The following is a 22,820-nucleotide window of genomic DNA, read 5'->3' as shown; positions in this document are numbered from 1 at the left end:
GAGCTAGTAGGATTTGTATCAATGAAAAAGTTAATCGCTGCTGCCAGTTTATGCGTTGCAAGTTTCAGCGTACAAGCTGCTATTGTTGTTCCCGAATATGACGTTAACGCCGGCAAGCAAATTGCAGAAACAGTCTGTGCAGCTTGTCATGGTGTTGACGGTGTCAGTGTTGTTCCTGCTCAGCCTAATTTAGGCGGCCAAAATGTTAAGTATCTCTATAAGCAGTTGGTCAATTTTAAAGCAGGCTACCGCAAAAACGGTATTATGCAGTCGCAAGTGGCGAATTTGTCGCAACAAGACTTGGCCAATGTGGCAGGCTATTATGCAAGCCAAGCACCTTGGGGTGTTGGCTTCGGTAATCCAGCGACTAACCAAGAAGCGACCAAGCTGTTTTTAGGTGGTGACAAATCTCGTGGCATTATTGGTTGTGCAGGTTGTCATGGTCCAGATGCGGCCGGTAATACTTGGGCGGCGTTTCCACGTTTAGGTGGACAACACTCGCAATATATTGCGACTCAGCTAAAACTGTTCCGTGCCGCTGGCCGCGAAGATGATATCGCAAGCGATGATCAAAAGCGTGCTAACGATGCAGCGAAAGAAGGCGAAAAGGGTATGATGCAGACAGTAGCTTCTAAGCTGTCAGATCGCGATATCCGTATTTTGGCCGACTATGTGAGCGCCGTTCACTAAGTGATATTGCTTAGCGTCGGCTATATTATAAATTGGCTGTATCATAGATAGTACCTTGCTATGGAACCGTCGCTTAGGTGTCAGCCATTATTTAGTTATTAAACCCCGATTTCGGGGTTTTTTTATAACTGCTAGTCCCTTATATTAGATAGTCCCTTATATTAAACAGACCTGTGTATTGTACAGAGGGTTATAAATTATCGTTATTCACTTTAGATCGTTTGGATTTAGATTATGATGATCCGCTATGCTTCTTATTTTATCGCCGCGTTGCTACCACTATTGTTGTTTCGCTGGTTTGCGCCTGCGTCCATTGGTGAGATTGACTTTTGGTTACTTTGGCTGTTGGCAATGCTATTGGTCTCACTGCCAGTGGTATATGCTGAGATTGCGCTCGCTTATCGTAGTGTCGATGCCCCGTTGGCAGGTATGCAGAAACTCACTCGTGAGGCTGATGCCAGTCCGTTATGGCGAAGCTTTGGTTGGTTGGCAGCCCTAGTTTCGATTATTATTGCCGCGTTAGTCATATCGGGCGCTAGCACGGGTATTGTATCGGCGCTTAGCGATATTCATAGTGCACCTGACATTCCAAGCTTTGCTATCGCTGCGGGATTGATGGTCATCGCCGTCTTATTAAGCTTACTCGGTGTTACGCCTTTACCGATTGGCTTAGGATTAATGCTCGTCGGCTTGCTGCTAGGGGTGGCGAATGGTTTGCCGAATATTGACTTTGCGATGACGGGTATCAGCTTAAGTGAATGGGCGCGCGCGGTTGCTTTAGCGCTAGTCAGTGTGGGGGCGGGTACAGGACTGTATTGGTTCGGTCAACATTTATCAACCAAGCAAGTCGTCACAGCGGTAGAGGTAGACAATATCAATGCGCAAAGGCCAGCACGCACTCGTGCCAATCAAGAATATCGCGCGACCAAGCTGGTATTGCCTATATGGATATTACAGTTATTGGTTGGCGTTGTAGCATTATTCATCAGTGGCATGGCACTACCGCCGATCGGACAACTGATTTATTGGCTAGGGGTGGTGTTTGTGGCGAGCTACTTGCTACATTATAGTGCACAGCAGTTGGCGCATAAGTTTGGACTGTTGGTTAGCTTGATGATAACTTTTGTGGTAGCGCTGGTACTAGTCCTCGTTATACCGACTACATGGCTAGTAGGTATACTGGTTATTATCAGTAGTATCACGGTATTGTTGTTGTCGATTTTCGCCGGCTGGCAGATGAAGATAAGCCATTTACGCAAGTCTCTAAACTTTGGCAATGAAGCGTTCTATAACCTATGGCGGGTAGCGATACGTCTCATTGTACCAGTGGCATTGCTATTGGCATTAATAGGCTGGGTGATGCAGTGGTTGAGCTAACGGCTGATGCGGTTGAATTTAACCATACTCGTAACAGTAATACTGTGGCCCAGTCTAAGCGGAGCGCGTTCATGACAGTATATCTGGCATATGCTGAAGAGGCGCAGCGTCAACATTATCTGACGTTGTCAGTCGCTGAGGGCACTACTTTGTATGAGGCACTCGCGCAAGCAGGCTGGTTGATGCAATTTCCAGCATTGGCAACGTGGTGTGAGGAAGCGGAACATGTGACAGCACCAGCGGCTAAGCGTTGGCATGTAGGTATCTACGCCCAAAAGCAGCCGCTAAACTATCAATTGCAGCCGTTTGACCGGATAGAAGTCTATCGCAGCTTAAGCGCTGATCCTATGTCTCAGCGCAAAAGTAAGTCTCGAGGTTAATCATTTAGCCGAACCGTTAAGCTTAAGCGTTATCAAGTCTGCCATTTTGAGACTAACAACCAATAAGCCTAAATTTACATCAGAATTATTGGGCAGGCAGGGTTTCGATACCTTCGATGCGACTGACCAAGCCGTTATCATCAAAATACACCACTAAATGTTGGCTAGCGTTTTTGACATTAGCGATGCCTTTATGTTTACCTTCTGTGCCCGCTTTATAATCGTAAATATAGTCCCAACGTTTAGGCTCTAGCGTATCTTTAATCGCTGGGCTGCCCAAAATATAAAGGACTTGGTTTTGGTTCATGCCCACTTGCAGTTTTTGTGCTTGCACTTGGGTAATCGCAGTCCCTTGTGGCAAATCAATCTTATACACACTCAGTAATGAGCAGCCAGACATCACAACCGAGGCACTAAGCATACCGGTCAGGACAATCTTGCGTAATGCGCTTGCGCGGCTTAACGGACGAAAATTTAATGTCTTTATCATGGTAAGATGACTCATAAAAAATGGATTAGGTGCGGTCAAGAAGCGTTGCTGATGGTCTTGCCGACAATCTTGGACAAATGATACGTCATTTACTTGCAATTGCCTACCACTTACGACATTATTTACCAAACACTACCTCACGTATTAGATGTTTTATATTTTAAATTCATAGACTTGCGGTGAGGTTTAACCACGCTAACCATGCTAAAAATTTTCGCAAGATAAGCCAGTTTAGGGCTATTTGAATTTTTAGTATTTAATTAATAATAATCATTGGCGATTATTTACCTCATGTTCTTTAGTTTTTATTTGCTAAGACTTAACAGTCAGAAGGGATATTATGGCTTCTTTTACCAATCAAGATTTACGTAAAGCAGGATTAAAAATAACGTTACCGCGTATCAAAATTTTAGAGTTGCTTGAGCGCGCAGAGCTGCATCATATGAGTGCAGAAGAGGTCTACAAAGCACTGATTGAGCAAGGTGAAGATGTAGGGCTAGCGACCGTCTATCGCGTACTGACCCAGTTTGAACAAGCAGGGATTGTTGAGCGCCATAACTTTGAAAACAATTTATCTGTGTTTGAGATTACCCAAGCAGAGCATCATGATCATCTGGTTTGTGACGTTTGCGGCAAGATTATTGAGTTTCATAATGAAACTATTGAAGAAGAACAAATCAAAGTCGCCGCTGAGCATGGCTTTAAGCTATCGGGTCATTCATTGGTACTATATGGCATTTGTAACAATCAAGAATGTCGCGACAGCGCAAAATAATGGCTATATGACCACTTAATAGATGCTGATATTAATGCATGCAAAAAACAGCCCTCATGATTGAGGGCTGTTTTTTTATTGACTGACTTATTTGCTACAGATTAGCTGACGTCTAAGGACAAGCTATCAGCACCTTCGTCTAAATTGGCGTTACTATTTTTGCTGCTGAGTTTGATTTTTAAGCGCAGATCATTGGGGGAGTCGGCGTGCAATATCGCTTCTTTATAAGTGATTTCGCCATGCTCATACAAGTCAAAGAGTGCTTGGTCAAAGGTTTGCATGCCGCTGTCACGCGAGCGCGTCATGACATCTTTGATTTCGTGCACTTCGCCTTTACGGATATAGTCGCTGATCAGTTGTGAGTTTAATAAAATCTCAATAGCTGCCCGTCGACCTTTACCGTCTGGGGTTGGAATCAATTGCTGGGCGATAATGGCTTGCAAGTTCAGCGACAAATCCATAAACAACTGATTGTGGCGACTGGTTTCAAAAAAGTGAATGATACGGTCAATTGCTTGGTTGGCATTGTTGGCGTGCAAAGTAGCAAATACCAAATGGCCTGTTTCTGCATATTGGATCGCATAACTCATGACCTCGCGGTTACGAATCTCACCAATCAAAATAACGTCTGGCGCTTGGCGCAAGGTGTTCTTTAGACCGGCCTCAAAGGAGTGAGTATCGATACCGACCTCCCGCTGAGTAATGATACAACCACGATGTTTGTGGACAAATTCAATCGGGTCTTCGATGGTAATAATATGACCATGAGAGTTTTGGTTACGGTGACCGATCATGGCAGCCAAGGTGGTCGATTTACCCGTACCAGTTGCGCCGACCAATAAGATAATACCGCGTTTTTTCATGGCCAGCTCTTTTAACGCTGGCGGCAGACGTAGCTCTTCGACGGTTGGGATCTTATTTTCGATTTTCCGTAAAATCATGCCTGCCATATCGCGCTGTATAAAGGCACTGACTCGAAAGCGTGCTTGCTGCGCTTCATCAGTAATGGCAAATTGACACTCATTGGTCTCTTCGAACTCTTGGCGTTGGCCTGCTGTCATCACACCTTTAACCAATTTCATGGTTTGTTCAGCGCTCAGAGGCGTCTTACCAACCGGTAGAATCTTGCCATTTATTTTCATGGAAGGCGCTACATCAGCGGTAATAAAAAGGTCGGAGCCGTTTTTATTGATCATCAACTGTAATAATTTATCAATATCCATATCGTACCTGCATTCGATGTAAATCGATTAAAAATTGTCTAATATCAATTTTTAAAGATCAGTCATCATGATCATTAAAAACAAATAAGGTGTAAAAAAATCACTGACTATCAGAGCCTGTGCTCACTCTGAATGGGAGCGCCTGAACGGAATGAAAAGGGCTAAATCTTGCCAAACTGCGTCAAATAGCTAGTCAATATCCTGATATTACCTGCGCTATTTCCTTGTTTGGCTGCCATTTAGCTCATTTTTATCACCATTTTCAAAGTGAGAACACGCTCTAGGGATTTTCATCAAATAGGAAGTGTCAACCAATCGGCAATACTATAACTAGAGAAATGCTTCAGGCTGTTTGGCATAAGGACGAGCAACGTCTTTGCTAATCGTGCCTTTGGTCACAAGGTTCTTAAGCGTTTGATCTAGGGTAATCATGCCATCGCCAGCCCCTGTCTGGATAGCCGAGTACATCTGGGCAATTTTATTCTCACGAATCAAGTTACGAATCGCTGGCGTACCCAGCATAATTTCATGCGCGGCAACCCGTCCCCCAGTTTGGCGACGCAATAGAGTCTGTGAGATTACCGCTTGTAGCGACTCTGACAGCATGGCGCGAATCATGTCTTTTTCGGCCGCAGGGAATACGTCAATCACGCGGTCAATCGTCTTGGCCGCTGAGCTGGTATGTAGAGTGCCAAAAACTAAGTGACCTGTCTCAGCAGCTGTCAGTGCAAGGCGGATGGTCTCAAGGTCACGTAGCTCGCCGACGAGGATAACATCGGGATCTTCACGCAATGCTGAACGTAGCGCTGGCTCAAAACCCAAGGTATCACGGTGTACTTCGCGTTGGTTAATCAGACTTTTTTTAGATTCATGCACAAATTCAATCGGGTCTTCGATGGTCAAAATATGCTCTTTACGGCTCTCATTGATATAATCAATCATAGCCGCTAGGGTCGTTGACTTGCCTGAGCCTGTCGGACCTGTTACTAGCACGACGCCACGCTTGAAGTCGGAGACGCGTTTAAACACTTCACCCATACCCAAGTCTTCCATGGTCAGAACTTTGGAAGGAATGGTACGAAAGACAGCACCGGCACCGCGATTTTGGTTAAAAGCGTTAACCCGAAAACGTGCTAAGTTAGGAATTTCAAAAGAAAAATCCGTCTCATAAAACTCTTCAAAGTCAGCGCGCTGCTTATCATTCATGATGTCATAAATAAGTTGATGCACCACTTGATGTGTCATCGTTGGCATATTGATGCGCGTCATCTCACCGTCGACCCGAATCATCGCTGGCATGCCGGCTGAAATATGTAAATCCGACGCTTTATGTTTGACCGTAAAACGCAGCAGATCTTCGATGCTTAGATTGTTTTTTTCAGCCATAATCAGGCATTCCTATCAATGAATAAAGGTAAGGCAAAAAGAGCTTAGCAGCAGGTTTTAAACAATAACCTTTTCACTCATCCTATGCTAGCTCAGTTATTTGGCGATGGAGTAGGTCATGGTTGTTACTGTTACTACTATCTTTAGTAGCATATGTTAAACCATGTAACAATATCATAACAAGACTCTTGGCATTTAACCATCTACTAGGCTAAGAAAATGTAAAATTAGGCAGTCATTTATTTATTGTTTAAATTTTGCTCATGGCAAAATTTTTATAAAAGTCTTAATAACAGCCAAAACAAATAATTGAGTAATTTATCCTTGTGAGCCATATATGAAAGATGTTGAAAATAATATTGATAAGGTAAGCCTCGTTGACAATTGGCAACAGGTAAAAGAGCAGGTCGCGCAGGCAGAGCAACGAGCCAAAGACAGTGCAGTAGATGAGGTCATTTTACTTGCGGTTTCTAAAACCAAACCTGCTGACATGATTGCGGCGTTAGCCAAGCAAGGTCAGTATCACTTTGGGGAAAATTATCTACAAGAAGCTATCGAAAAAATCAGTACTTTAAAATCTCAGACGGTTGGTGACGCTATCGTTTGGCATTATATTGGCAGTATCCAGCGTAATAAGACGCGCGATATCGCTGAGCATTTTGACTGGGTACAAACAGTTGAGCGTGACATTATTGCGAAGCGTCTAAACGACCAACGTCCAAGCGAGTTGTCGCCACTAAACGTTTTGATTCAAGTCAATATTGATAATGAAGACAGCAAGTCAGGGTGTTTACCAGCCCAGTTACCAGCATTGATCACCACAATGAAAGGCTATGAGCGTTTGCAGTTGCGTGGTCTGATGATTATTCCCGCAAAAGCCAACACCGATGCTTTTGCTCGCACCAAGCAATTATTTGAAGACATTAAGCGCGATCATCCAGAATTAACTGGTTGGGATACGCTTAGCATGGGTATGAGTGATGATATGGCAGAGGCGATTGCCAATGGCTCGACCATGGTGCGCGTCGGTACCGCCATATTTGGTGCTCGAGATTAGGGCGTGTCCTCAATTCAACAGACCTTAACTACGCTAAACAACCACTTCAAGTTTGGTCACCAGCAGCTGATTAATTTTCAGCTTATCCGTGTCCAGAATCTCAAAACGATAATTGGCATATTCGATGCTATCGGTTTTCTTAGGGATTTTGCGGAGCATATACATCATAAAACCGCTGATCGTTTCATAGTTTTGGCTGTTGGGTAAATTGACGATACCCAATGAGCGAATGACATCCTCGATTGGCGTCATACCGTCGATTAACCAGGAGTTATCGGTACGTTGGACGATAGGCTGCTCCTCTAGCGTGACCAGCTCGCCCATAACAATACTCATCACATCTTTTAGGGTAATGACGCCTACCGCCAGCGCATATTCATTGACGATCACCGCAAAGTCAGCGCCCGTCGATTTAAACATCTCAAGCACTTCAAATAAAGATAAAGTATCAGGAATAAAAAGCGCCGGTTTTAATAATGCCTTATCGGTTAAGCTTACCTCTTGCTGATTCAACACTAAAGCTAAAAAACTGCGTGACTCCACATAGCCCATAATATGTTCTAAATCATCGTCAAGACAAACCAAAAATTTATTATGCGGCTGCTTAATCATCACCTCGACAATTTTTTCGGTACTGACTTTGCTGTCAAAATATACAATATTCTCGCGTGGATTCATCACTGAGGTGACGGTACGCTCTTGCATCTCAAAGATATTTTCAATCAGGTGGTGCTCTTGGTGTTTGATGACGCCCGCTTCCGCACCGGCATCCATCACCGCGACAATATCTTCGGATGTCATCTCATCTTTGCGTACCGTAGAGATGCCCAGCAGTTTAAAGAGAAAATTCGCCGCACCATCAAACACCCAGATGATAGGTTTTAAGATAAAAATCAAAAATATCATTGGCCGTACGACTTTGATGGCGATAGGTTCAGAGTTGGACATGGCGAGACGCTTTGGCATGAGGTCAGCAAACAGGACAAAAACGCTGGTGACAATGATGAATGACACCACAGAGGCGAGCGCTTCATGACCGAACAAGCGCACTAAATAAGGACTGATGGCTGATTCGCCGATAACACCTGCCAAAATGGCCACCGCATTAAGCGCGATTTGTACCACGGTAATAAAACTGCCAGGGTGTTCTTGCATATTGAGGACATCAAGCGCGCGTACTTCACCTTCTTTGGCCATTACTTGCAGTTTGATTTTTCGGGCGGAGGCTAGGGCCAGCTCGGAGCTAGAGACAAGGGCGCTGAGGGCAATTAGCAAAAAGATAAACACACTAGCAGTTAGCAAGCTCATGACATACTCGGATAGAAATAGGTAGGGGTAGATAAATTAAAAGTAATGGATTGAATCGTCGGAATAACAAGAAAATTTTGTGGTCAGAAACTAAAAAAAGCTGGGCAAGCACCCAGCTAATAATAAGCAATCGATTTATAAGTAAGGTCTGTCGTCATCTGACTTTCTATGTAGCAGCCAGATGACGATTACACTCTAGCCTTTTATTGACCATTTATTCACTAATGGATAACGGCGCTCACGACCAAAGGCTTTATGGCTGATTTTGGTGCCAATCGGTGCTTGGCAGCGCTTATATTCGCTATTATCGACCATTTGGATGACTTTGGCGACCAAGTCTGCATCAAAGCCTTTATCTACGATATCTTGATAGCCCATATCTTCATCGATATAAGACATTAAGATGCCGTCTAATACGTCATAGTCAGGTAAGCTGTCCTGATCTTTTTGGTCAGGGCGTAGCTCTGCCGATGGTGGACGGGTAATCACGCGCTCAGGAATAACGGGGGTGTCTTCTAAGCGGTTACGATAGCTGGCTAATTTATAAACCTGTGATTTATAGACGTCTTTTAGGACATCAAAGCCGCCTGCCATATCGCCATACAGTGTCGAGTAACCAACCGCCAGCTCTGATTTGTTGCCGGTGGTGATGACCAAATGCCCAAACTTATTAGACAGTGCCATCAATACAACGCCGCGCGCACGTGCTTGGATGTTTTCTTCAGTGGTGTCCGCAGGTGATTTATTAAAGAGTGGGGCAAGGGTATGACGAATGCCTTCGACGGCATCAAAAATTGGACAAACGGTATAAGAAACGTTGAGTCGACGGGCTTGTGCTTGTGCATCTTCGAGGCTGATTTGTGAGGTATATTCGTACGGCATCATAACCGCATAAACCTTATCCGCACCCAACGCATCGACAGCGATACAGAGGGTTAAGGCCGAATCAATACCACCTGATAGCCCAACGAGAATGCCAGAGAATCCTGAAAGATTGACATAATCACGCAAACCAACCACCAGCGCTTGATACATCTCTGATTCGCGGCTAAGGGTCAAAGGCGCTTTAGACTGGGTGTTAAACTTGCTGGTTTTGACATCTAACGTCGCCAGTAGCAACTGATTCATAAAACGCGGCGCTTCGTGGGCAACGCTACCATCAGCTTGCACGGCCATAGAGCCACCGTCAAAGACTAAATCATCTTGACCGCCAACCGCATTGACATAGATAATCGGCAGGCCATTTTCACGGCTGCGCTTGGTCAGCATGGTTTTACGATTGTCTTGTTTTTCGATTTCAAAAGGTGACGCATTTAAGCTGATGACCAGATCCGCGCCTTGCTTTTTGAGATCAGCAATAGGGCCTTTTTCCCACAAGTCTTCACAGATGAGCAGGCCAATGGTAATGCCTTTATAATCAAACAGAACTTGATTACGGCCTTTGTCAAAGTAACGGCGTTCATCAAACACGCCATAGTTTGGCAATATTTGCTTATGATAAAAGCCTTTTTGATGACCGTTATGCAGGATGGCGGCTGAGTTGAAGGTACCATGGTGATCAACGTGTGGATAGCCGACGATCATGACGATGTCATCGATATCACTTAGAGTAGACAAGGCGCTTTTGATACGACCTGACAAGCTAGGGCGTAGCAATAAATCTTGGGGTGGATAGCCTAATAGTGCGAGTTCTGGAAAGACAATCACATCAGCGCCTTGCTCACGCGCTTCTAATGCCAGCGTGCGCATTTTTGCTGCATTGGCAGTGATATCACCGACCAAAAAGTGTGATTGGGCTAAAGCAAAAGTAACGCTATCTTGGGTTTTAGTGCTCTTACTCGCCTCATTTGAGACAGTAAGGTTAGGGTTATCATTGTCTTTTGACATTGTTATTGTTCCTATGAATATAGTATTTAAAATTTGGTGAGGCAGTGTTGCTTTAAAATAAAATCAATCCGAAATTTACTCAAAGCATCGCGCGTCAATCATGGTTTCTTTTACATTTTTTTTGACCCTGAGTCCTGATATCGAACTCGCATGATGCGTGCAACGCTTGTATAAGCATCAATGTAATGCTTATGTAGTAGACCCAATTTATGCCGCACTACTCTAACGATTAGATATTAATGTCGTTTAAAGAGGAAGGATAAAGAAGGGTTGTGAAAAGTGATGCGCTTTAATAATGACAAAAATAAATAAGGTCAAATTAATGTAGCGGCATTTAAAAGTTCAAAATAATTATTCTAGTATAACATCAATTGTTGTTACTAATAGAACGCGCCAGTGATTTACCTTGCTAGATAATGACTGACAAAGTGACGGCGTAGGGTACTTAGTGGTCATTGTTTTTCGGTATTCATTCTGCGTACGATGATTTGGTTATTCAGGTAAGGCTTTAGTGAATCTGGTCTAAGAAAGTTGTAAGTAAAGGTTACAACATAGCGTTATTTATTTGAGCCATTTTGTTGCATAATAATCGTCGGTCAGCCATCTGTTTTCTATGACATTACTGGCGTTAACTGTGTTACGGTTGTCTCGGCACAGAGCGTAATGGCCGCCAATAATTGAGCTGTAGATTTATAGCCAACCACCTTCGCTAATGGATACGATTTATGGATGTTGTCCATAAATTGCTGTTCACCCATTTATAAACTTCTCAGCAATACCGTATGAGGTTTGCTGTCCGCTTTTGGTTTATACACTATGATAGAAAACTGGACAAAAGAATTTATTATTCAGCGCTTATTGGCCATTACTTTGTTGGTCGTGTTGTTTATATTATGTTTTCAAGTGGTACAGTTTTTTATTGTACCGGCATTGTGGGCAGCGATTTTAGCGTATGTTACCTTTCCTATTTATAACTTTTTTCACCAACGAGTAAAGTTCAGTTCAAATTTTAGTGCCGCTATCATGACTGTGAGTATTACTCTCATCATCGGTGTGCCGCTGGTGGTTGGTATTTTTATCTTGCAGCAGGAAGCTTTGAGCCTTATCAGCAATTTAATCTATCGTATTAAAGTAGGGTATTTGGATGTGCCTGACTCTGTTAAGGATTTGCCGATTATCGGGCAACAAGTCAAAGATGTGCTGTGGCGCATTAATAAAAATCCTGAAGGAACGCTAGAAGCCTTTCGTATTTGGGTGCAGTCGCATTTATATTATGGCAAAGTCGCCTTTGATGTGGTGTTCAGCAGTCTTGCCAAGCTTGGTATGGCACTGATGACTTTATTCTTCTTTTATCGTGATGGCACAAGCTTGGTGCGTCAAATCCGCCAAGCCTTACGCAATATCATTGGCAATCGTATCGATGGTTATATTGACTCTGTGGGTACGACCACCCGCGCTGTGGTATATGGTATTGGTCTGACCGCATTGGCGCAGGCAATCTTGGCGGGTATTGGTTATTATTTCTCTGGCGCACCAAGTCCGATTTTACTGACGATTGTCACTTTTATCATTGCCTTAATCCCATTTGGTACGCCATTTGTGTGGGGTGGGGTGTCGATTTGGTTATTAAGTCAAGGTCATACGGTAGAAGGTATTGGTTTGGCTTTATGGGGCATATTGGTCATCAGTTGGGTGGACAATCTTATCCGTCCTATCGTCATTAGTGGTGCCACCAAGATTCCTTTTATCATTATTTTTATCGGGGTGTTAGGCGGTTTAACAGCCTTTGGTTTCGTTGGTTTGTTCATCGGTCCTGTCGTATTAGCTATCGGCCTTGCGGTATGGCGTGAATGGATTTCAAATCATAAAAATGAGCTATTTGCGCCACAAGAAGAGGTGTTGATCGATAAAAATACACCATTAGCGGTTGATGAGCAAAATGAAAATAGCGGATATAGTTGATACCAAATAAAACAGAGACGGCGCATTTTAGCGCGAGACTGAAATAATTTTTTCTTGCGTATTGTGCCTACGCCGACAGCGGTAGTAAAAAATATTTAGCGAAATAACGTCATAAATAAACAGGTCATAGATAACAAGTCACTGATAAATGACGTACTGATTGATAGAAATTTTTAATAAGGTCTAATGCGATGATAGATACGATAAACAGCATGACTATTGTGGCTGATAGTAATATCGCTAGCCTTGATGAGTTTTTTAATGCCACTACGCTTGGACAGGTGATTGAACAAACAGTAAATATCGTTAAAGTTGCGGGGCGCGATATCGATGCGGCATTGCTTGCTGAATTACAGCCCACTGTATTGTTGATACGCTCGGTGACGCCAGTGAACGAGCAGTTATTGGCTGATAATGAAAGCGTAGAATTTGTAGGCTCGGCAACGATCGGCACCGATCATGTTGATCAAGATTATCTAGCGACGCGCAACATCACTTTTGCCAATGCTGCGGGTTGTAGCAAGCATTCGGTCGCCCAATACGTGCTGACGGCTATTTTGACACTGCGTCCGCAGTATTGGCAGCCATCAACGATGCTATCAACGACGTCACCAACGAGGCCATTAACCTTAGGTCTTATTGGCCTTGGCAATATTGGTAGCACGCTCGCTCAGTATGCCAATGATTTGGGCTGGCAAGTATTGGGCTATGATCCATTATTGCCCCCTTCAGAGACGAATAACGCCAGCTTTGCGCAAGTACTTAGCCAAAGCGACGTTGTCAGTTTACATGTGCCACTGACTGATAAGAGAGACTATACTCACCCGAGTGGTAGCGATTACCCAACGCGGCATCTAATCAACGCAGATGCCCTGAGTATGATGCCTGCGCATACTATGCTCATTAATAGCGCGCGCGGACCCGTCATTCATGCGCGTGATTTAGCAGCAGATATTGAGCGTACGGGACGCCAAGCAGTGCTTGATGTGTTTGAGCATGAGCCAGAGATTGCCGAGAGTTTGTTAAGCAAGTTGGCTATCGCAACGCCACATATCGCTGGTTATACTGTAGAGGGGAAGCTGCGCGGTACCCAAATTATCTATGATGCGCTATGTGAAAAACTGGCGGTCACACCTGCACAGTCTATGCAAAAGCTGCTGCCACTGAATATGTTTTTGTGGTCTGAATTAAAAGCGCATCCAGATAAGTTGATTAAGTTTTATGACATTATGCAAGATGATGCTTCCTTGCGACGTCAGGTCATTGATGGACAAGTTAATGGCGCTGATTTTGATCAACTGCGCCGTGATTATCATTTGCGCCGTGAATGGCAGTTCTAAAGTCAAAAGCCTACTTATCACCCTATTTTTATTATTCATCAGTCACAGTAGATACTAATGAGCCAATCAACCCGTTCTTTTGCTAAGCCAGATACTAAGCCCAGTTACGCGCCCACCATGACCCTAGCGATGGCGCGGCAGCGTGCGCAGTTTATGGGCGATATTCGTCAGTTTTTTAATAAGCGGCAGGTGCTTGAGGTGCAGACTCCGCTGTTGTCGCAAGCTGGCAATACGGATACCTTTTTGCAGTCCGTCGCTGCGCAAGTTACCTATCAAGATCGACCACGCACTTATTACCTGCATACGTCACCTGAATTTGCCATGAAGCGATTATTGGCCAGCTGGCAAATGCCTATTTATCAAATTTGCCCGGTATTTCGAGATAATGAAATAGGCGTACGCCACAATATTGAATTCACCATGTTGGAATGGTATCAGCCAAACTATAGCTTAGCCGATATGGCGACTGAGCTTGGCGAACTACTAGAAGCCCTATATGGCTACTCGATTGTGATGAATCATTACCGCTACGTTGATGCGTTTATGGACTTCGTTGGCATACATCCACTGACGGCCAGTTTGGCGACATTACAAGCAGTGGCAGAAGATAAAGGTTTGACCGGTTTTAATTTTAATAATGTAGAGAGCGTGACAACCAATAGTGAAGAAGATATTCGTCAAAGCTGGTTAGACCTATTATTTAGCCATGTAGTCGAGCCAAATTTGGGTCACGATTTGCCGACTTTGATTATAGAATATCCGCCAGCAACGGCAGCATTAGCAAAAACGGCTTTAGATAAAGACGGTAATAAGGTTGCGAAGCGCTTTGAGCTATATATCAATGGTATTGAGATTGCCAACGCCTATGACGAGCTGGCAGATGGGCAGGCGTTAAGAATGCGTTTTGAGCAAGACAATCAATTGCGCCAGCGCCATAATTTGCCAGTCATGCCAATCGATGAGCATCTATTGGCGGCATCTAATGACTTGATACCTTGTAGTGGCATTGCTGTGGGGTTGGATAGATTGCTTATGGTCATCACAGGAGCCGACAGAGTAGAGGACGTCATTCCGTTTCCAAGTGGTCTGGCCTGATAATTTATTAGATGGTCCATCATAAAAAAAGCGAGTAGACCGGAAGGCTTACTCGCTTTTTTCTTTAATTATAAACATGGTAGCGCTGAGCTTGATTATAATGTTGCGATAGCTTTATCGATGGCTGTCTCACCATTTTGCATGCTAAAGACTTTCTTACTTGCGCTATCAGCATTCAAAACCGCTGCTAAAGTCGATGCTACATCCGCAATCGCATTCTCGCCAGCATCAGTACCATTGATCGTAATTTTGCCAGTTCCAGCGCGTTCTTTTAGGGCAGCAGCTTGGACGATGGTGTAATCAAGAGTACTGTCGTTGACTAACCATTGGTCAGCGTAATGTTTGGCGATGTAATATTCTTTTAGATTTTCAATCGCAGAGCTGGTCCATTTGCTAGTGTCTAATGAGAATACTGTGCTAAGCATGATATAGCGATTGATGCCTTTGTCCTGTGCCGCTTGCATGGTTTTCACTGCACCGTGTAAATCCACTTCTAACAAGGCTTTGTTGCCAGAACCTGCTACAAAATAGATGGCCTCAACGTCATCATCAATCTGTTTTTGAATAGCGTCTTTATTTGCTAATAAGTCTAAATCCAATTGCGAGTAATTATCTGCATCGAACAATTTCTTTTTATCACGTGTGGTACCGATCACTTGATGATCATCTGCTAATAACTGCTTAACTAAATCAGTTCCCACTCGTCCACTGGCGCCAATTACTAAAATTTTCATAGTCATTCCTATTCTTATATACGTTACTGTTGTTGTAAAAACTGTTTGTCTTAAAAGTTGACTACAGCGTAACAACAATGATGGGCACACTTCGTTATGAAGCGTGCCGATTGCATAGTGTTTGGTTATGAATGTATACGGTTTGCAAAGAGCACAGGCTAGGAGGGGGTTAAGATAGATAGCAAAGATTATGGCTATAAAAATCAGCGAACCAAACGATTAAGACCGTCGGCAAAGGCTTTTTTGTCACGGTCACCATAAGGTTTTTGTCCGCTCATTTCTTGCAACTCTAATACGCCAGTGCCACGCATGGTATCCATAAAGTCGCGCATGTTAAGCTTTTGCTTGATGTTGTTTTTATCGTAGACCATACCGCGTGTGGTTAAGACCATGCCGCCTTTGTCTAAGATATCATTGGCCAATGGGATGTCACTGGTGATGGCTAAATCGCCTGCTTGTATGTGCTCGACGATATAATCATCGGCTTTATCGAATCCTTGTGGCACCACTGTCATCGTTAGTAATGGCGACTTTCGCAGTTTAATCGGTTGATTGGCGACGAATATCGCCATCGTTTGTGTCCGCTCAGCCGTTTTGATAATCAAGTCTTTGGCAATCAATGGCACCGAATCAGCATCCACCCAAATCTGCATTATTTCTTAACCTTTTCTGTTTTTGCCTTAACGTCTACGGCAATATCTTTTTGGTTGTCATCAGTTTTTACCTGAGATTTTTTTAAAGCTTTATTATTGTCATCGCCAGTAGCTGACTGATTATCTACCATTTTTGGCTGGTTATTCACCGTGGCAGACTTTTTATCGAGACCTACTTTGTTGGGAAGTACCGCAACTAGCTTGGCCAAAGCAGGCTCTAAATCAGCGACATCATTAGGCATCAAGGTAATATGCGCAATTTTTCGATCCTCGCGTTCTGCTTTATGATAACTATGATAATGGGCACCATCGATGTTTAGCACGGCGCTGATATCGGGGTATTGCCCTAAGATGTTGAGCATAATCGCTGGATGGACATTGTCGGTATCACCCAATGGCAAATTGACCACAGCACGGATATGATTTTCGAATTGGCTGGTGACAGCACCTTCGATACTCCAGTGTCCAGAATTGTGCACACGCGGCGCAATCTCATTAGCGAGTACAGAGTCATTGCCACGCGCGTCTTTGGTGACGAACAGCTCAAGTGCCATCACGCCTACATAGTCTAAATGATTCATAATCGTGGTAATGGCGTCGGTCGCTTGCTTTAGTAAATGGCTAGTACCAACGGCGGGCGCTTGAGTTTTGGCCAAAATACCGTGATGGTGATGGTTTTCGACCAAATCATAACAGCGCATCTGGCCGTTCTGTCCCCGTGCCGCGATAATAGAAACCTCACGGCTAAAGTGAATAAAACCTTCCGCAATGAGTGGCGCTGGCGTTGGCGTCAACTCACCTTGGCCACTGACGGCGTCTTTGAGGTCTTGCCACGCCGCTTTGATATCACTGTCTTGCTTGATGACAAATTGACCTTTACCATCATAACCACCGCGGCTGGTTTTGAGGACAATTGGCAGTCCTAGCTCGCTGCAAGCTCGCTGCAATTCAGCTTCAGAGTTAACTTCTTTAAAGGGTACGGTAGCGATCTCAAGCGCATTAAACATCTGCTTTTCTTTTAAGCGGTCTTGGGCGATATCAAGAGCAATCGGTGGCGGAAACATGCCTTGTTTGCTGCCAGATTTTGATAAATTGGCCAGTTGTTCAACGGTCGCCGTCGGCGTGTTTTCAAACTCCAAGGTAAATACATCGGCGGCGGCAATAAAGGCTTCTAGTTGCTCACTATGAAAGACGCGCCCGTAAAGACTGGCAGGGCAGTCGGCGCTGTCTTCTAAAAAAACACACTGATAACCTAATGGCATGGCCGCTTCGGCAAGCATCATGCCAAGCTGACCACCGCCTAAAATACCGATAGTACGAATGTTTTGGGTCACAGGATAAGCGTTCGCTGTAGTCATGGCAGGCTCTTTGAATTGGAAATGGATAAAGGTTATTCGGTTTATTAAGTCTAAAATCTAATCTATTAAAATAGGAAAAGGTGCACTGTATGCACCTTGTATTTAGTAGAGCTCATCTAAGCATAAATATCAAGTTTACAACATTGATCGTTGGATTTGACGGTTAGATTTTATAGTCTAAATGATTGGTCTTGATATTTTCTAACCATTATCGCCAATCTAGTTGTTGATAATGCCCGGTGTGGGGCTGGCGAGAATGGTGTCAGTTTGTGTTTGGCGTAGCGTATCTAGCTTGCTAGCGATTACGTCGTCATGCAAGGCCAAGACCTGAATCGCCAGTAATGCTGCATTATAAGCACCTGCCGCCCCAATCGCTAAAGTACCGACAGCAACGCCTTTTGGCATCTGTACGATAGACAATAGGCTATCCCAACCGCTGAGCATCGAGGATTTTACAGGGACACCAAAGACCGGTAGCGGCGTTTGACTGGCACACATACCCGGCAGATGTGCTGCACCGCCAGCCCCAGCGATAATGACTTGTAAGCCATTGCTCTTAGCGTTTTTGGCATAGTCAAATAATCTGTCAGGTGTACGGTGTGCTGACACGACTTCACAAGCAAAAGCGATATCAAAGTCGGCGAGCAATTGCGCAGCGGCGCTCATGGTCGCCCAATCAGACTGCGAGCCCATGATAATACCAACTTTTGGTTGACCAGCAGGAGAGGTGATTGGACTGTTTTGCTCAACAGAGTTAACACTAGCTGATAGAGTGCTCATGCTTTGATATCCTCAAAACGACCATCATACAAAAATTTTGCCGCCTTCGTAAAGCCAAGTTTACTGATTAATGCGAAAGCGAGTTGAATAGCGCTTTTATTATGACGATATCACTGGGTCTTTGTCGTGGCGATATTGCACAAAATTACCGGCTTTGAGTGGCAAAGGCTGCTCGGTATCGAGCTGATAGCATGTTAGATAACCGCTATCGACCGCTGCCGAATAATCAGTACAGACTACTTGCGGGCTCAATGGTTCAGGCGTCCCAGTTAGCCAATAATGACCGACAAATACGGGTTTATCGGTTTTAAGCGCAAAGTCGATATTTTCTGCCAATATATCCGCTGGAATTTGTGCCAATGCTGATGAAGGGGCACGCGCAACCTCATATAGTGTACGTTCGTTGAGGCCTTCAAGCCACCAACGTACCCGTACTCGTGTGCGCTCAGTTCCTTCTTTATCAACCATTACCATGCCCGCAGGTAGCGGGGTTTCCACACCTTTTAATACCCTCTCCAACGCTTCAAAAGGTTCGCTATGCTCTTGGGCAGTGGCGACAAGTGCTTCAGGCGTTAAGCAATTATCAGCAGTCAATAACGGCGTCAGTACCGCCATACTGTCTACATCCCAACAAGCATGCACAAAGCAAGCATAGTCGGTCTCAAGCCATAAGGGTATCTCATACAAGCGTTGTAGCCAATAGTGATGACGCTCTGAGCCAAACGGTACTTCTGCCAAAAAGGCCTCGTGTTGGCGCATATGTATCTCATTGTGTGAGCGTAGGTATTCCTGAGGATTATTAGGATCAAGCGTCGCGAAAGCCAAAGCATTGTATTCGTGATTGCCCATGACTGCATCGGCCACATCAGCATCTAGCATGGCAAACACGATTTCTAACGTGGCCATTTGCTGCGACCCACGGTCGATCAAATCACCGATAAACAACGCCCGATGACCTGCTGGCGGCACGAAACATTGTCCGTTATGGCGATAGCCTAGCTGGGTGAGTAGACCGACTAGCTTGTCTGCATAACCATGAATGTCACCGATAATATCTATAATCATAATTCGTTGTCTAATCTTAAAATGTAAACGTATTTAACCGCTTAAGTAGAGCGATAAAGTTAATAAGGGTTTAATTATTTTCAAAAAAAATTTTTAAAAAATTGCTCTAAAAGCTAGCCTTTACTAAAAGCCTGGCGATAATAGTGCATTTAAAAAGTGTGGTAGCACTTGTGGCTCTAAAATAATAGTGGCGATTATCCCAAACGCGCCGCCCCACATATGTGCCAGATGATTGATGTTTGAGCCACCGCGTTTGTCCGCATAGATGCTATAAGCCACATAAGCGACCGCAAATAATATCGCTGGGATAGGAATGACCGCGAATAAATAGATTTTTTCCCATGGTGCAAGCAAAATAAAAGCAAACAATACGGCTGATACACCACCTGAGGCGCCAAGGCTGAGATAGCTGGCGTTATTTTTATTCTTAAGATAACTTGGAATCATCGCAACAATGATAGCCAATACGTAAAACACTACGAAACCATAACCGAACAAAAACGATTGATATAACCCTTCGATAGCACGACCGAAAAAATACAAAGTAAACATATTAAACAGCAGATGCATACTATCAGCATGGATAAAACCATGCGTCACGAAACGATCCCATTGCCCATTATTTACCGCAGGCGGATAAAAAATAAGCCGATTAAATAGCGCTTTGTTTTGCCAAGCAAGCAAGCTGACAATAACAGTAATAATAATGATAAGGGTCGTGTGGTTAAACAAAGGGTAATCCTTAGGCCGAGCCTAGTGTGTGATTGTGTAATATGGCAATGTTAAAAGCCTAAATACTATGTATATATACTACGCCTAAATACTATGTGTAAATAATATTATGCCCAAATTGCTAATGGATAAGACGGTCAATAATAATAAGTAGTGACATGGCAATTCCCATGCCAACTCCTAATCATTACGTCAACAGCGACAAGAATAAAGCAAAAACCCATTATGTAGAGAATTGTGCTTTAATAATCATTTGTTATTAGGGTGCGTCTTCATTTCAAAAATGGCGATAAAAATGAGATAAATTGCCGTCAGACAAGAAAAATAGCGTAGATAATATCAGGATATTAACCAGTTATTTGACGATGTTTGGCAAGATTTAGCCATTTTTAGCCCATTTAGATGACTATAGAGTGAATTGAAGATATACCCTAACAATATAGCAGTGTATAAAGATGAGTAAGTAATGCTTCGTATACTGACAGTAACGGTAGCGCTAAATACGTTGATAGCAGCAGTCTATAGTGCTGCTGATATAAGTGTAAGTACAAATTATAAGCTGGGTCATACAAGCGATGTACCATAAGCACTGTCACGGATATAGCTGTTTTATAGAGTGCCATTTATAAGGCATAAGTTTGTAGAAAAAACATCAAATAAAGTGATAAGGAATGATTTATTGCTTTTATAAATATAAACTATAGTCGGTTGAAAGGAATTTAGATACAAGAAAAGCGAGTGACAGGACTGCAAATAGTAGACTGAACGAGCCTGACACTGTATCTGATTTCACTAGGATTAACTATATTAAGCCGATAGAGGCCGTCAGTCATGAGTATCATTGAACAACTAGAACAAAGCGTCACGCCCGCTGTGCTAGGCAATAATAGCAGCGTTGCCCATGTCAGTCTCCTTGAGCAGTTTTATGCGATTTTGGCCGCACGCTTGGCTTTGCCAGAGGTATATTCGCAGTTGTTGCGATCTGATCAAGTGATCGTTGCTGATAGCGTGACAGAAAGCCCTTTATTTGAGCAGCTCTGGCCCGCCCCAAATATGCGGCAGACACTCATACAGGAACTTGCCGCCACTCATCATATCGATGAGCTTGCGACCACCCAATTGCTTATAAATGCTGCGCCACTGGCTTACCGTGAACTAAAGGCACTGGCGAGTGGACAGTTTTTGCCTGCGTTTTTGCAAAAAGAGCAGCCCACCTTGCGCCAGTATTTACCCATATGGTCAGCACCAGTTATCAGCGCTGCTCAAGATATTCAGACATCTAGCAATACGCCAAATGTCATAGCATCTGCTAATACAGCAGCAATGCCAGCACCGCCAATAGAAGCGGCTACAGAGAATAGCAATAGCTCTCTAAATGCTAGTGTGCATTTAGATAAGCATAGCAATAAAGATATAAATAATGCTTCTGATGCTATCCATGCCAGCCCTGCTGCCCATCATTTAGCAGAAAATGGCAGCATGAAACGGGAAAAAGTTCGCACCCGTAATCAACGCAACGATCTATTGGTACGGGTATTTTTATTAATAGCCGCCATTGCTGCGTTGGGCTTTGCCGCATGGGCGCTATTGATCAAGCCCAACATAAAAGCGCCAGTAGAACCTGTAGCGCCTGCGCCTGTCGTTGCCCCGCCCCCTACTGAGCCAGCACCACAGGTTTTGACGCCAGTTGAGCTAATCGTCGGGGTAGACGATAGTGGCAGTCTCTATACTTGTAGCGCAACGGTTGGCGATGAGGCGCTACAAAGCACGTTGCAACAAGCGCTTAATACAAGTTTTGGTGAGCAGGCCGGTATCTGTGAGCTGACGATACAAGCGGGCGTGGCTAAGAGTATGGCTAATATGCCAACAGAGGTATTGCCGAATATCTTGACCATGCTGAGATCAACGCCATTTGCTCGGCTACATCTGCAAAATGAGCGGGTGAGCTTGGAAGCACCAGACAGTATGCTATTACAGCGTTTGGTCACTGATATGCGTACGTTAGCGCCAGCGCTGATGATTGATAGCGCGGCACCACTGCCATTACCTAACAATGGCAGTGGCGTAGAGGATATGGCGGCTATGAATGGTCAGAACCCTCAGTTTGACTCCAGTGGCAGCGCTACAAACAATGTTAATAGCGACGCCTATAACAACAATGCAAGCAATAATGGTGCTGGAGAGTATCAAGCAAGCGATGACGATACGGACGATAGTATGATGCCTGCGCCAGCACGCAACAATCCGGTGCGCAGTAATAATGGCAGTCTCACTAATGTACCTAGTAATTTAAATAGTAACTCAAATAGCAATTCCTCTACAAACAATAGGCCGTCAGGCCCCATCTCTTTGTCTGAAGTAGAGGATATGGCGAGTAATGTTATCGTCGCTGAACCTGCACAAGTAAGAAATAAGTAGGTCAGTCGCTGAGCTTTAGTATGAGTCATACCGTAATCACAACTTTTTTTTTAAATAAATAATATGGAAGATAAAATCAAATCGTTTTATTGCTATTGAAAATGACTGTT

21 protein-coding genes are annotated in these 22,820 nt (G+C 44.0%); 9 read left to right on the top strand and 12 right to left on the bottom strand.

The window, feature by feature from the left end; genetic code table 11:
* The first annotated feature begins 21 nt into the window (after positions 1-21).
* The 3 genes from W293_RS0106745 to W293_RS0106735 all read left to right on the top strand — a co-directional run bounded on the left by W293_RS0106745 (position 22) and on the right by W293_RS0106735 (position 2,447).
* Entirely contained in the window at positions 22-690 is a 669-nt protein-coding gene (locus tag W293_RS0106745; RefSeq protein WP_025651708.1) for a c-type cytochrome, read from the top strand.
* A 234-nt stretch (positions 691-924) separates the two neighbouring features.
* Entirely contained in the window at positions 925-2,067 is a 1,143-nt protein-coding gene (locus W293_RS0106740; RefSeq protein WP_025651707.1) for a hypothetical protein, read from the top strand.
* Complete coding sequence (locus tag W293_RS0106735; RefSeq protein ID WP_227502346.1) at positions 1,986-2,447, top strand: RnfH family protein; 462 nt, start codon at positions 1,986-1,988, stop codon at positions 2,445-2,447. Before W293_RS0106740 ends, W293_RS0106735 begins: the two co-directional genes overlap by 82 nt.
* A gap of 85 nt (positions 2,448-2,532) precedes the next feature.
* Here the strand turns inward: W293_RS0106735 and W293_RS16180 are convergent, their stop codons facing one another.
* A complete protein-coding gene (locus W293_RS16180) occupies positions 2,533-2,952 on the bottom strand; it encodes an outer membrane protein assembly factor BamE (RefSeq protein WP_025651705.1) in 420 nt (139 codons plus the stop codon).
* Positions 2,953-3,277: 325 nt separating this feature from the next.
* Here W293_RS16180 and fur point away from each other — a divergent pair, with 325 nt between their 5' ends.
* The gene (gene fur / locus W293_RS0106725) at positions 3,278-3,712 is read left to right on the top strand and encodes a ferric iron uptake transcriptional regulator (protein WP_025651704.1); all 435 of its coding nucleotides are present in this window, start codon (positions 3,278-3,280) and stop codon (positions 3,710-3,712) included.
* Between the two features lie 101 nt (positions 3,713-3,813).
* Here fur and W293_RS0106720 read toward each other — a convergent pair whose 3' ends face one another.
* Together W293_RS0106720 and W293_RS0106715 are read right to left on the bottom strand one after the other, a co-directional pair.
* Positions 3,814-4,935 carry a PilT/PilU family type 4a pilus ATPase gene (locus tag W293_RS0106720; protein WP_025651703.1) on the bottom strand — a complete coding sequence of 374 codons (1,122 nt, stop codon included), beginning with the start codon at positions 4,933-4,935 and terminating at the stop codon, positions 3,814-3,816.
* Positions 4,936-5,265: 330 nt separating this feature from the next.
* Positions 5,266-6,321 (bottom strand): type IV pilus twitching motility protein PilT, encoded by a 1,056-nt coding sequence (locus tag W293_RS0106715; protein ID WP_025651702.1) that lies wholly within the window; start codon positions 6,319-6,321, stop codon positions 5,266-5,268.
* Positions 6,322-6,658: 337 nt separating this feature from the next.
* Here W293_RS0106715 and W293_RS0106710 point away from each other — a divergent pair, with 337 nt between their 5' ends.
* Positions 6,659-7,378, top strand: coding sequence for a YggS family pyridoxal phosphate-dependent enzyme (locus W293_RS0106710; protein WP_025651701.1), 720 nt, complete (start codon positions 6,659-6,661; stop codon positions 7,376-7,378).
* Positions 7,379-7,411: 33 nt separating this feature from the next.
* On the opposite strand, the gene W293_RS0106705 is transcribed toward W293_RS0106710, so the two are convergent.
* The 3 genes from W293_RS0106705 to W293_RS17235 form a co-directional block, all read right to left on the bottom strand.
* Positions 7,412-8,686 carry a hemolysin family protein gene (locus W293_RS0106705; protein ID WP_025651700.1) on the bottom strand — a complete coding sequence of 425 codons (1,275 nt, stop codon included), beginning with the start codon at positions 8,684-8,686 and terminating at the stop codon, positions 7,412-7,414.
* A 195-nt stretch (positions 8,687-8,881) separates the two neighbouring features.
* Entirely contained in the window at positions 8,882-10,573 is a 1,692-nt protein-coding gene (locus W293_RS0106700; protein WP_025651699.1) for an NAD+ synthase, read from the bottom strand.
* 611 nt (positions 10,574-11,184) lie between these two features.
* The gene (locus W293_RS17235; RefSeq protein WP_156915598.1) at positions 11,185-11,331 is read right to left on the bottom strand and encodes a hypothetical protein; all 147 of its coding nucleotides are present in this window, start codon (positions 11,329-11,331) and stop codon (positions 11,185-11,187) included.
* A 58-nt stretch (positions 11,332-11,389) separates the two neighbouring features.
* Between W293_RS17235 and W293_RS0106695 the strand changes: the two genes are divergently transcribed.
* The 3 genes from W293_RS0106695 (at position 11,390) to epmA (ending at position 14,970) form a co-directional block, all read left to right on the top strand.
* Positions 11,390-12,535 carry an AI-2E family transporter gene (locus tag W293_RS0106695; protein ID WP_025651698.1) on the top strand — a complete coding sequence of 382 codons (1,146 nt, stop codon included), beginning with the start codon at positions 11,390-11,392 and terminating at the stop codon, positions 12,533-12,535.
* A 203-nt stretch (positions 12,536-12,738) separates the two neighbouring features.
* Positions 12,739-13,875 (top strand): 4-phosphoerythronate dehydrogenase, encoded by a 1,137-nt coding sequence (locus W293_RS0106690; RefSeq protein WP_025651697.1) that lies wholly within the window; start codon positions 12,739-12,741, stop codon positions 13,873-13,875.
* 57 nt (positions 13,876-13,932) lie between these two features.
* Positions 13,933-14,970, top strand: a complete 1,038-nt coding sequence (gene epmA / locus W293_RS0106685) for an EF-P lysine aminoacylase EpmA (protein WP_025651696.1) — start codon at positions 13,933-13,935, stop codon at positions 14,968-14,970.
* A gap of 95 nt (positions 14,971-15,065) precedes the next feature.
* On the opposite strand, the gene W293_RS0106680 is transcribed toward epmA, so the two are convergent.
* From W293_RS0106680 to W293_RS0106655, 6 genes are all read right to left on the bottom strand, one after another.
* Entirely contained in the window at positions 15,066-15,704 is a 639-nt protein-coding gene (locus W293_RS0106680) for an NAD(P)H-binding protein (protein ID WP_025651695.1), read from the bottom strand.
* 203 nt (positions 15,705-15,907) lie between these two features.
* Positions 15,908-16,357: a YaiI/YqxD family protein gene (locus tag W293_RS0106675; protein ID WP_025651694.1), complete on the bottom strand. Its 450-nt coding sequence runs from the start codon at positions 16,355-16,357 to the stop codon at positions 15,908-15,910.
* Positions 16,357-17,715: a 5-(carboxyamino)imidazole ribonucleotide synthase gene (locus W293_RS0106670; protein WP_037025005.1), complete on the bottom strand. Its 1,359-nt coding sequence runs from the start codon at positions 17,713-17,715 to the stop codon at positions 16,357-16,359. Before W293_RS0106670 ends, W293_RS0106675 begins: the two co-directional genes overlap by 1 nt.
* A gap of 219 nt (positions 17,716-17,934) precedes the next feature.
* Entirely contained in the window at positions 17,935-18,495 is a 561-nt protein-coding gene (gene purE, locus W293_RS0106665) for a 5-(carboxyamino)imidazole ribonucleotide mutase (RefSeq protein ID WP_084212283.1), read from the bottom strand.
* Positions 18,496-18,594: 99 nt separating this feature from the next.
* Positions 18,595-19,560 (bottom strand): metallophosphoesterase, encoded by a 966-nt coding sequence (locus W293_RS0106660; protein WP_025651691.1) that lies wholly within the window; start codon positions 19,558-19,560, stop codon positions 18,595-18,597.
* A gap of 123 nt (positions 19,561-19,683) precedes the next feature.
* Positions 19,684-20,292: a rhomboid family intramembrane serine protease gene (locus W293_RS0106655; RefSeq protein WP_025651690.1), complete on the bottom strand. Its 609-nt coding sequence runs from the start codon at positions 20,290-20,292 to the stop codon at positions 19,684-19,686.
* A gap of 831 nt (positions 20,293-21,123) precedes the next feature.
* On the opposite strand from W293_RS0106655, the gene W293_RS0106650 reads away from it, so the two are divergent.
* Positions 21,124-22,710, top strand: coding sequence for a hypothetical protein (locus W293_RS0106650; protein WP_025651689.1), 1,587 nt, complete (start codon positions 21,124-21,126; stop codon positions 22,708-22,710).
* Positions 22,711-22,820: the final 110 nt, after the last annotated feature.

Source organism: Psychrobacter sp. TB67 (assembly GCF_000511065.1).
GTDB lineage: Bacteria > Pseudomonadota > Gammaproteobacteria > Pseudomonadales > Moraxellaceae > Psychrobacter > Psychrobacter okhotskensis.
The sequence above is the reverse complement of the archived record's forward strand: the minus strand, read 5'-3'. Positions and strand labels throughout refer to the sequence as shown.

Excerpts from the sequence above, each read along its gene's own strand:
- W293_RS0106745 (WP_025651708.1), top strand. The coding sequence starts at position 22 with ATGAAAAAGTTAATCGCTGCTGCCAGTTTATGCGTTGCAAGTTTCAGC.
- W293_RS0106740 (WP_025651707.1), top strand. The coding sequence starts at position 925 with ATGATGATCCGCTATGCTTCTTATTTTATCGCCGCGTTGCTACCACTA.
- W293_RS0106735 (WP_227502346.1), top strand. The coding sequence starts at position 1,986 with ATGGCGGGTAGCGATACGTCTCATTGTACCAGTGGCATTGCTATTGGC.
- W293_RS16180 (WP_025651705.1), bottom strand. The coding sequence starts at position 2,952 with ATGAGTCATCTTACCATGATAAAGACATTAAATTTTCGTCCGTTAAGC.
- fur (WP_025651704.1), top strand. The coding sequence starts at position 3,278 with ATGGCTTCTTTTACCAATCAAGATTTACGTAAAGCAGGATTAAAAATA.
- W293_RS0106720 (WP_025651703.1), bottom strand. The coding sequence starts at position 4,935 with ATGGATATTGATAAATTATTACAGTTGATGATCAATAAAAACGGCTCC.
- W293_RS0106715 (WP_025651702.1), bottom strand. The coding sequence starts at position 6,321 with ATGGCTGAAAAAAACAATCTAAGCATCGAAGATCTGCTGCGTTTTACG.
- W293_RS0106710 (WP_025651701.1), top strand. The coding sequence starts at position 6,659 with ATGAAAGATGTTGAAAATAATATTGATAAGGTAAGCCTCGTTGACAAT.
- W293_RS0106705 (WP_025651700.1), bottom strand. The coding sequence starts at position 8,686 with ATGAGCTTGCTAACTGCTAGTGTGTTTATCTTTTTGCTAATTGCCCTC.
- W293_RS0106700 (WP_025651699.1), bottom strand. The coding sequence starts at position 10,573 with ATGTCAAAAGACAATGATAACCCTAACCTTACTGTCTCAAATGAGGCG.
- W293_RS17235 (WP_156915598.1), bottom strand. The coding sequence starts at position 11,331 with ATGGGTGAACAGCAATTTATGGACAACATCCATAAATCGTATCCATTA.
- W293_RS0106695 (WP_025651698.1), top strand. The coding sequence starts at position 11,390 with ATGATAGAAAACTGGACAAAAGAATTTATTATTCAGCGCTTATTGGCC.
- epmA (WP_025651696.1), top strand. The coding sequence starts at position 13,933 with ATGAGCCAATCAACCCGTTCTTTTGCTAAGCCAGATACTAAGCCCAGT.
- W293_RS0106680 (WP_025651695.1), bottom strand. The coding sequence starts at position 15,704 with ATGAAAATTTTAGTAATTGGCGCCAGTGGACGAGTGGGAACTGATTTA.
- W293_RS0106675 (WP_025651694.1), bottom strand. The coding sequence starts at position 16,357 with ATGCAGATTTGGGTGGATGCTGATTCGGTGCCATTGATTGCCAAAGAC.
- W293_RS0106670 (WP_037025005.1), bottom strand. The coding sequence starts at position 17,715 with ATGACTACAGCGAACGCTTATCCTGTGACCCAAAACATTCGTACTATC.
- purE (WP_084212283.1), bottom strand. The coding sequence starts at position 18,495 with ATGAGCACTCTATCAGCTAGTGTTAACTCTGTTGAGCAAAACAGTCCA.
- W293_RS0106660 (WP_025651691.1), bottom strand. The coding sequence starts at position 19,560 with ATGATTATAGATATTATCGGTGACATTCATGGTTATGCAGACAAGCTA.
- W293_RS0106650 (WP_025651689.1), top strand. The coding sequence starts at position 21,124 with ATGAGTATCATTGAACAACTAGAACAAAGCGTCACGCCCGCTGTGCTA.